Origin of the sequence: Streptococcus sp. DD10 (genome assembly GCF_001578805.1) — a bacterium.
GTDB lineage: Bacteria > Bacillota > Bacilli > Lactobacillales > Streptococcaceae > Streptococcus.
This window is the reverse complement of the sequence record NZ_KQ969160.1, coordinates 39,933-47,248: the sequence shown is the minus strand read 5'-3', so window position 1 is coordinate 47,248 and position 7,316 is coordinate 39,933. Positions and strand designations below refer to the sequence as shown.

Sequence of the window (7,316 nt, the reverse complement as noted above, 5' to 3'; positions counted from 1 at the left end):
TGAGTATGAACTAATTTTTTAGAAAGCAAAAAGGAATGAGTTGTTCTGTCTCATTCCTTTTGCTGTTATACATTTAATACTTTTTCTAAGAAATCTTTTAGTCGAGGGTGTTGCGGATTATCGAAAATTTGATCAGGAGTACCATCTTCAAGGAACTCACCATCTGCAGTAAAGATAACTCGGTTAGCCACCTGACGAGCGAATCCCATTTCATGAGTAACGATAATCATGGTCATACCTTGTTTTGCAAGGTCCTTCATAACATTTAGTACGTCTCCGACCATCTCTGGGTCAAGGGCAGAAGTTGGTTCATCAAACAGCATGATATCAGGATTCATAGCTAGACCTCGAGCGATCGCAACACGTTGTTTTTGTCCACCTGAGAGGCTATCTGGGTTGGCATTGGCTTTATCTGCAAGGCCGACTTTCTCAAGTAGTTCCATCCCAATTTTTTCTGCTTCGGCTCTACTCATACGTCCTAATTCTAAAGGAGCAAAAGTAATATTATCCAAAACAGACATATGAGGAAATAGATTGAAATGCTGAAAAACCATCCCGATATTTTCGCGAACATGGTCAACGTTGGTTGACTTTTCAGTTAAATCATAACCATTAACCGTAATATGCCCACTTGTAACCTCCTCAAGAAGGTTAAGGCTACGTAAGAAAGTGGATTTACCGGAACCTGAAGGACCGATGATGCAGACAACATCGCCTTCATAAAACTTGGTAGTGATTCCTTTTAAGACTTCATTTTTTCCATAGTATTTATGCAAGTCATTTACATCGATTTTTAATTTTGCCATTAGTTAATTCTCTTTTCTAAGCGTTTTGCTAGACGGGTCAATAGGGTGATGATGACCAGATAAAGCACCGCTAGGATTGCATACATCTTGAAACTTTCGTAGTTTCGGGCGATGATGATTTTACCTGTTTGGAAGAGTTCAACCAGACCGATAGCAGATACGATGGTTGTATCTTTTAGAGCAATAACAAACTGGTTGACAAAGTTAGGGAGCATGAGTTTAGTCGCTTGGGGAAGGATGATTTTACGCATAGTTTTTCCGTAAGAAATCCCTAAACTACGGCTAGCTTCCATTTGTCCAGCAGGTACGGCTTGAATACCTCCACGAACAATCTCTGCGATATAGGCTGCAGCATTAAGTGATAAGGCAATTGTACCTGCAACAAAGTCGTTGATAGGGCTTTGTTGTCCTGTAATAGACTCAATAAGGTTTGGAATTCCCCAAAAGATGAATGCAGCCAGAATCATCAATGGAATTCCACGAATGACATCTACGAAAATCTCAGAGAGTATGCGTAATGATTTGTAAGGACTAACACTAAACATCCCAAAGATAATTCCGATGATCAGTGCGATGGCAAAAGAAATCAATGCAAGTGCGATGGTAACTCCTAGACCTGACAGAAGTTGCTGATAGTTATTTTGAATTAGTCCCCAAATGGTAGACTCATCAACGGTACTGGATGTCGAACTCTCTGTTGTAGTAGATAGGTATTTATTTAAGATTTCCTGATATTTTCCGTTAGCCTTAAGGTTTGCAAGTCCATTGTTAAACATCTCAATCAACTCAGGATTACTTCCTTTTTTCACTGCAAAGGCTGTTTCACCAATTGGAGTTCCAGCTACAGGTGTTTTTAGCTTTTGCCCTTGACTAATAGAGTATTTGACAACAGGTTCATCGTCCATTACAGCATCAATCGATCCTGTATTGAGACTATCGTACATCGAAGAGGCTTCTGAGAAAGTTTTGATTGTGTAACCGTAAGTCTCTTGATTTTCAGTTAAGAAAGTTTGAGAAGCTGTTCCATTTTTTACGCCGACAGTTTTTCCTTTTAAGTCATCATACGAGGTGATACTACTAGTTTCCTTCACCGCTAGGATTGTATTTGCAGTATAGTAAGATTCTGAAAAATCAAATGTCTCTTTTCGAGCATCTGTAACTGACATACCAGCAATTATCCCATCAGCTTGACCAGCTTGAACGGCATTGATAGCAGCATCAAATCCTGGATTAGTAATTTCGATAGAAAATCCTTGATCTTCAGCAATAGCTTTAATCAACTCCATATCGATTCCCGTGTATTGATTGCTACTGTTTTGGAAGACAAATGGTGCAAAAGACGAGTCACTCGCAATAATGTATTTTGATTTAACGGGAGTTGCTTTTTGTCCAGCTGGTGTTGTTGTTTCAGGTAAGGATACACTAGTGTTTTCAGAGGTCTCTGAAGTCCATTTTGTGATGATTTTTTCCAGTGTTCCATCTTGTTTCATTTGAGCTAGTGCTTCATTGAACTCTGTTACGAGATATTCATATTTGCTTCCTTTTTTAACACCAAAGGCAAAGCTTCCAACAGCTTCTCCCTCCATGTTAATACTGAGATCTTGCCCTTGTTTAATAGCATATTCAATAACTGGTTGGTCATCCATCGCTCCGTCAATGGCACCTGTCGCAAGACTATTGTACATTAAATCGCCAGTATCAAAGGTTTTAATCGTAAAGTTATATTGATCTTTGATGCTATCAAGGAAACGTTGAGCAGCTGTTCCGTTTTTGACTCCAACTGTTTTTCCTTTTAATTGATCATAACTTGTTATTTTATTGGCTTTGGTTGTAGCGATGACAACTTTTGTGTCATAGTAGGTATCAGACATAGTGAAGACTTTTTCACGTTCGCTTGTCTTTGTCATCCCTGCCATAATGGCGTCTGCTTGTCCAGCTTGGACGGCGTTAACAGCGGCATCAAAGCCAGGGTAGGTCATTTCTAAGTCCCAACCTTTTAATTCAGCGACTTTAGTGATGATATCTACATCAATCCCTTTATAAACTTGATCTGAATCTTTAAATTCAAATGGTGCGTATGCAGTGTCTGAAACGACTTTAATGGTCTCAGCCGAAACATTACCTAACGCAAAAATAGGAAATAAGAATAGCAAGAATGCTAATATTTTTTTCTTCATGTTTCCTCTCCTTCTAAAAAAAATCTTTTCTATTGTATCAGAAAAAACGGAATGGTGCAAATGTTTAAGTTTTTCATGTCAGATTTTATAACATTATTTCAGAGGAGTTACGCTAATTTTACAATTTTAGGATGATCAGAGGTAAATTTTAAAAAATAGTTCTAAGCATACTTATAGGTTAAAATATGGTATAATGGAAAAGATAAGCGAGTCTTTTTAACTTGCAACTGTAATTCGACTTAGGAACAGAGAAAAATTCTGACAAACTAAGGACCGTTTGTAATAAATAAAAATAAATAAAAGGAGTAAAAATGACAAGTATAAAACTTTTTTCACTCGGTGGAATCCGTGAGAATGGGAAAAATCTTTATGTGGCAGAAATAAATGACTCAATATTTGTCTTGGATACGGGATTAAAATACCCAGAAAATGAGCAATTAGGAGTAGATGTTGTCATTCCCAACATGGATTATTTAATTGAAAACCGTGATCGAATTGCTGGGATTTTTCTTACACATGGGCATGCGGATGCAATTGGAGCCCTCCCGTATCTCATAGCTGGAGCAAAAAAGACACCTGTATTTGGTTCGGAGCTAACAATTGAGTTAGCCAAGCTTTTTGTAAAAAACAATGATGTAGTTAAGAAGTTCAATGATTTTCATGTGATTGACCATAATACAGAAATTGAGTTTGGGGATGCAATCGTCTCCTTCTTCAAAACCACTCACTCCATTCCAGAAAGTTTGGGAATCGTATTGAAAACCTCAGAAGGCAGTATTGTTTATACAGGGGATTTTAAATTTGACCAGGCGGCAACAGAAAGTTATGCGACAGACTTTGGACGCCTAGCTGAGATTGGTAGAGAGGGTGTTTTGGCGCTTCTTAGTGATTCTGCAAATGCGGATAGCAACATTCAAGTTGCAAGTGAGAGTGAAGTAGCCGACGAAATTTTAAATACAATAGGGGATTGTGAAGGACGTGTCATAGTGGCAGCAGTTGCCAGTAATCTTTCTCGAATCCAGCAAGTATTTGACGCAGCTGCCGCGACAGGGCGTCGTGTTGTCCTAACGGGATATGATATTGAAAATATAGTGCGCACGGCTATTCGTTTGAAGAAATTATCTTTAGTTGACGAGCGGTTATTGATTAAACCAAAGGACATGAATAAGTACGAAGACCATGAGCTTATTATTTTGGAGACTGGTCGGATGGGTGAACCAATCAATGGATTGAGAAAAATGTCCATTGGACGTCATCGTTATGTAGAAATCAAAGAAGGTGATTTGATTTATATCGTAACGACACCATCTATTGCTAAGGAAGCAGTCGTAGCTCGAGTGGAAAACATGATTTATCAGGCTGGGGGGACAGTCAAACTGATTACACAAAATCTACGCGTATCTGGTCATGGTAATGCTCGTGATTTACAACTGATGATCAATCTGATAAAACCCAAGTTTCTTTTTCCAATTCAAGGAGAGTATCGTGAATTAGATGCTCATGCCAAGGCGGCTATGGAAGTAGGACTACTACCTGAAAAGATCTTTATTCCAAAACGCGGTGATATTATGGTGTACGAAAAAGGTGACTTTGTTCATTCAGGAAGTATTCCAGCTGGAGATGTCATGATTGATGGGAATGCTATGGGAGATGTGGGGCATATTGTCTTACGTGATCGTAAAGTCTTATCAGAAGATGGTATCTTCATAGTGGCGATTACAGTTAACCGGAAAAAGAAAAAATTATTTCGAAGGCAAAAGTCCATACTCGTGGTTTTGTCTATGTCAAGAAAAGTCGGGATATTTTACGAGAAAGTTCAGAGTTAATCAATCAAACAGTTGAAAACTATTTCGAACAAGATAGTTTTGACTGGTCCGAGCTAAAGGGACTTGTTAGGGATCAGCTGTCTAAATATCTCTTTGACCAAACAAAACGTCGTCCAGCTATTTTACCAGTAGTATTGGAAGTTAAATAGTTATTATTCAAATGGAAAGTAATTTCAAGTAAAAGTAATATTCTGCTCTTGGAGATTGGATTTTATTCTTTTACCTTCAGTAAAAATTAAAAGGTCGCTAGCCGGCCTTTTCTTATAAGGAGAAAAAATGGCTGTAATGAAAATCGAGTATTACTCTCAAGTTCTAGATATGGAGTGGGGGGTGAATGTCCTTTATCCAGATGCCAGTCGTGTAACGGATCCAGACTGCGAAGATATTCCGGTGCTATACCTACTTCATGGTATGAGTGGGAATCATAATAGTTGGCTGAAGCGAACGAATATTGAACGAATTGTTCGTTCAACCAATCTAATCGTTGTCTTACCGAACACTTCAAATGGTTGGTATACTGACACACAGTATGGTTTTCAGTACTATCAAGCACTAGCTGAAGAGTTACCGCAAGTTTTGCATCGCTTTTTTCCGAATATGAGCCAAAAACGTGAGAAAACCTTTATTGCTGGCTTATCCATGGGGGGGTATGGTTCTCTCAAGTTAGCCCTCCTAACGAATCGCTTTTCTCATGCAGCAAGTTTATCAGGTGCTCTTAGTTTTCATCAGTTTTCACTTGAGGAATCAAGTCTAGGAAGCCCATCTTATTGGCGAGGGATTTTTGGAGAGATTGCTGATTGGACTCAAAGCCCACACTCTATCGAAAGTTTGGCTATTTCTTCAGATAAGAAAACAAAATTATGGATTTGGTGTGGTGAGCAAGATATGCTATTTGAGGCAAATAACTTTGTAGTTAAAAAACTCAAGGAAATGGGATTTACTATAGAGTATAGCAGTAGTCCAGGAACACATGATTGGTATTACTGGGAAAAACAGTTAGAAAATTATTTAGCGACATTACCGATTCATTTCCAACTAGAAGAACGTCTGTCATAATTTGTCATAGAAAATTTAGTTTTCTTTAAGGCTTACTAGATAAAATGAAATTCACTCTGAAAAGATTGGAGGTTAATTATGATTCGATTCATCATTCGTTTCTTTTTTGGAGTTATTCATTTCATATGGCGAGCCATTTGGCGTCTCTTTTGGAGTCTTGTGATTCTCTTTTTGGTACTAGTTACGGCTATTTACTTTATGAGAGGAGGCGTATCTCAAGGCAGCCAAGGTCTGATAAGTGCTGTTCATACAGCTATACAACAAATCAGTCGATTTGCAGGGTCAACTGATTTAGATAGCGCTGGTCAGCGGGTCACAAATAGTTTATCTGATAGTCATACTGAGCATGTAGCAGGGGTTAGATGGAATCAAGCACAGGCGACAATTTACATTGATCCTAACCTAGACGAGACTTTTAGACAAGCTTATGAAGAAGCTATTTCTAATTGGAACAATACAGGTGCCTTCAATTTTCAAATTGTTGAGGACCAAAGTTCAGCAGACATTATTGCAACAGAAATGAACGATAGTACAGTGACAGCAGCTGGTGAAGCTCAATCTCAGACAAATCTGTTAACGAACCGTTTCATGTCTGTTACAGTTCGGCTTAACGCTTATTATCTCTTGAATCCATCTTATGGATATACTTATCAACGTATCGTAAACACCGCTGAGCATGAATTAGGTCATGCAATCGGCTTAGATCATACAGAAGAGGAGTCCGTGATGCAGTCTGCAGGTTCGTTTTATGCCATCCAAGCACAAGATATTGCTGCTGTGCAGACCTTGTATCAAGATTAAAATACATTATGTTACAAAGAATCCTACACGCTATACGTTACTATCCTGAACAAGCCTTTCTTTTAGTCTTTAATACTGGGGTTTTTGCTTGGTTACAAGCAACAGGAACAAGCATTGCCAACCAGATTGGTTTAACCTCTGCCTGGAATCAGTATGTACCTGACGTTATAAAGAGTTTTGTGGGGGATAGCGCTCCAGCAGTTCAAGCTTTCTTTGGTCATTCAGCAGTTACTTGGTTTATAGGTTCTATGATAATCCTTGCTGTATTACGTTTTGTTAAAGGTTTGATTAAGTTTTTACTGATGGCATTTGTTATTCTAGTGGGAGTTTACCTTGTTTACCGTTATCAAGCAACCTTGCAAGGTTTGCTCGGTTGATGGATAAAAGGGTTGGGTGAAAGTATCCACTCTTTGCTGGATTATCGTTATTTCTAGATACAAGTAAGGATTTGCTCAAAAAGCACTTTAAGATAATAGATAACACTGACATTGACAGTACAAGAGTCAAGGTTTTCTTTGCTTTTTAGACAAAACATTTTTTTAACCGATATTAGAGTAAGGGGCTTATTTCTATAGATAGAAGTAAGTCTCTTTAGGTTATTTAAAATAAAGAGTGAAATGATGTTATACTCTTCGAAAATCAAATTCAAA

At 38.2% G+C, this 7,316-nt stretch carries 5 protein-coding genes and 1 pseudogene; 4 read left to right on the top strand and 2 right to left on the bottom strand.

All coding sequences use genetic code 11. From position 1 onward, the window contains the following. Window positions 1–65 precede the first annotated feature (65 nt). Together STRDD10_RS05635 and STRDD10_RS05630 are read right to left on the bottom strand one after the other, a co-directional pair. Window positions 66–806 (bottom strand): amino acid ABC transporter ATP-binding protein, encoded by a 741-nt coding sequence (locus STRDD10_RS05635; protein ID WP_067193833.1) that lies wholly within the window; start codon window positions 804–806, stop codon window positions 66–68. Next, window positions 806–2,983, bottom strand: a complete 2,178-nt coding sequence (locus STRDD10_RS05630) for an ABC transporter substrate-binding protein/permease (RefSeq protein WP_067193829.1) — start codon at window positions 2,981–2,983, stop codon at window positions 806–808. The genes STRDD10_RS05635 and STRDD10_RS05630 overlap by 1 nt, the downstream gene beginning before the upstream one ends. 311 nt (window positions 2,984–3,294) lie before the next feature. On the opposite strand from STRDD10_RS05630, the pseudogene STRDD10_RS05625 reads away from it, so the two are divergent. The 4 genes and pseudogenes from STRDD10_RS05625 (at window position 3,295) to STRDD10_RS05610 (ending at window position 7,043) form a co-directional block, all read left to right on the top strand. Further along, window positions 3,295–4,958: pseudogene (locus tag STRDD10_RS05625) on the top strand (ribonuclease J). A 127-nt stretch (window positions 4,959–5,085) separates the two neighbouring features. Continuing rightward, entirely contained in the window at window positions 5,086–5,865 is a 780-nt protein-coding gene (locus STRDD10_RS05620; protein ID WP_067193827.1) for an alpha/beta hydrolase, read from the top strand. 78 nt (window positions 5,866–5,943) lie between these two features. Then, the gene (locus STRDD10_RS05615; RefSeq protein WP_067193826.1) at window positions 5,944–6,666 is read left to right on the top strand and encodes a M57 family metalloprotease; all 723 of its coding nucleotides are present in this window, start codon (window positions 5,944–5,946) and stop codon (window positions 6,664–6,666) included. A gap of 8 nt (window positions 6,667–6,674) precedes the next feature. Further along, window positions 6,675–7,043, top strand: coding sequence for a hypothetical protein (locus STRDD10_RS05610; RefSeq protein WP_067193824.1), 369 nt, complete (start codon window positions 6,675–6,677; stop codon window positions 7,041–7,043). Window positions 7,044–7,316: the final 273 nt, after the last annotated feature.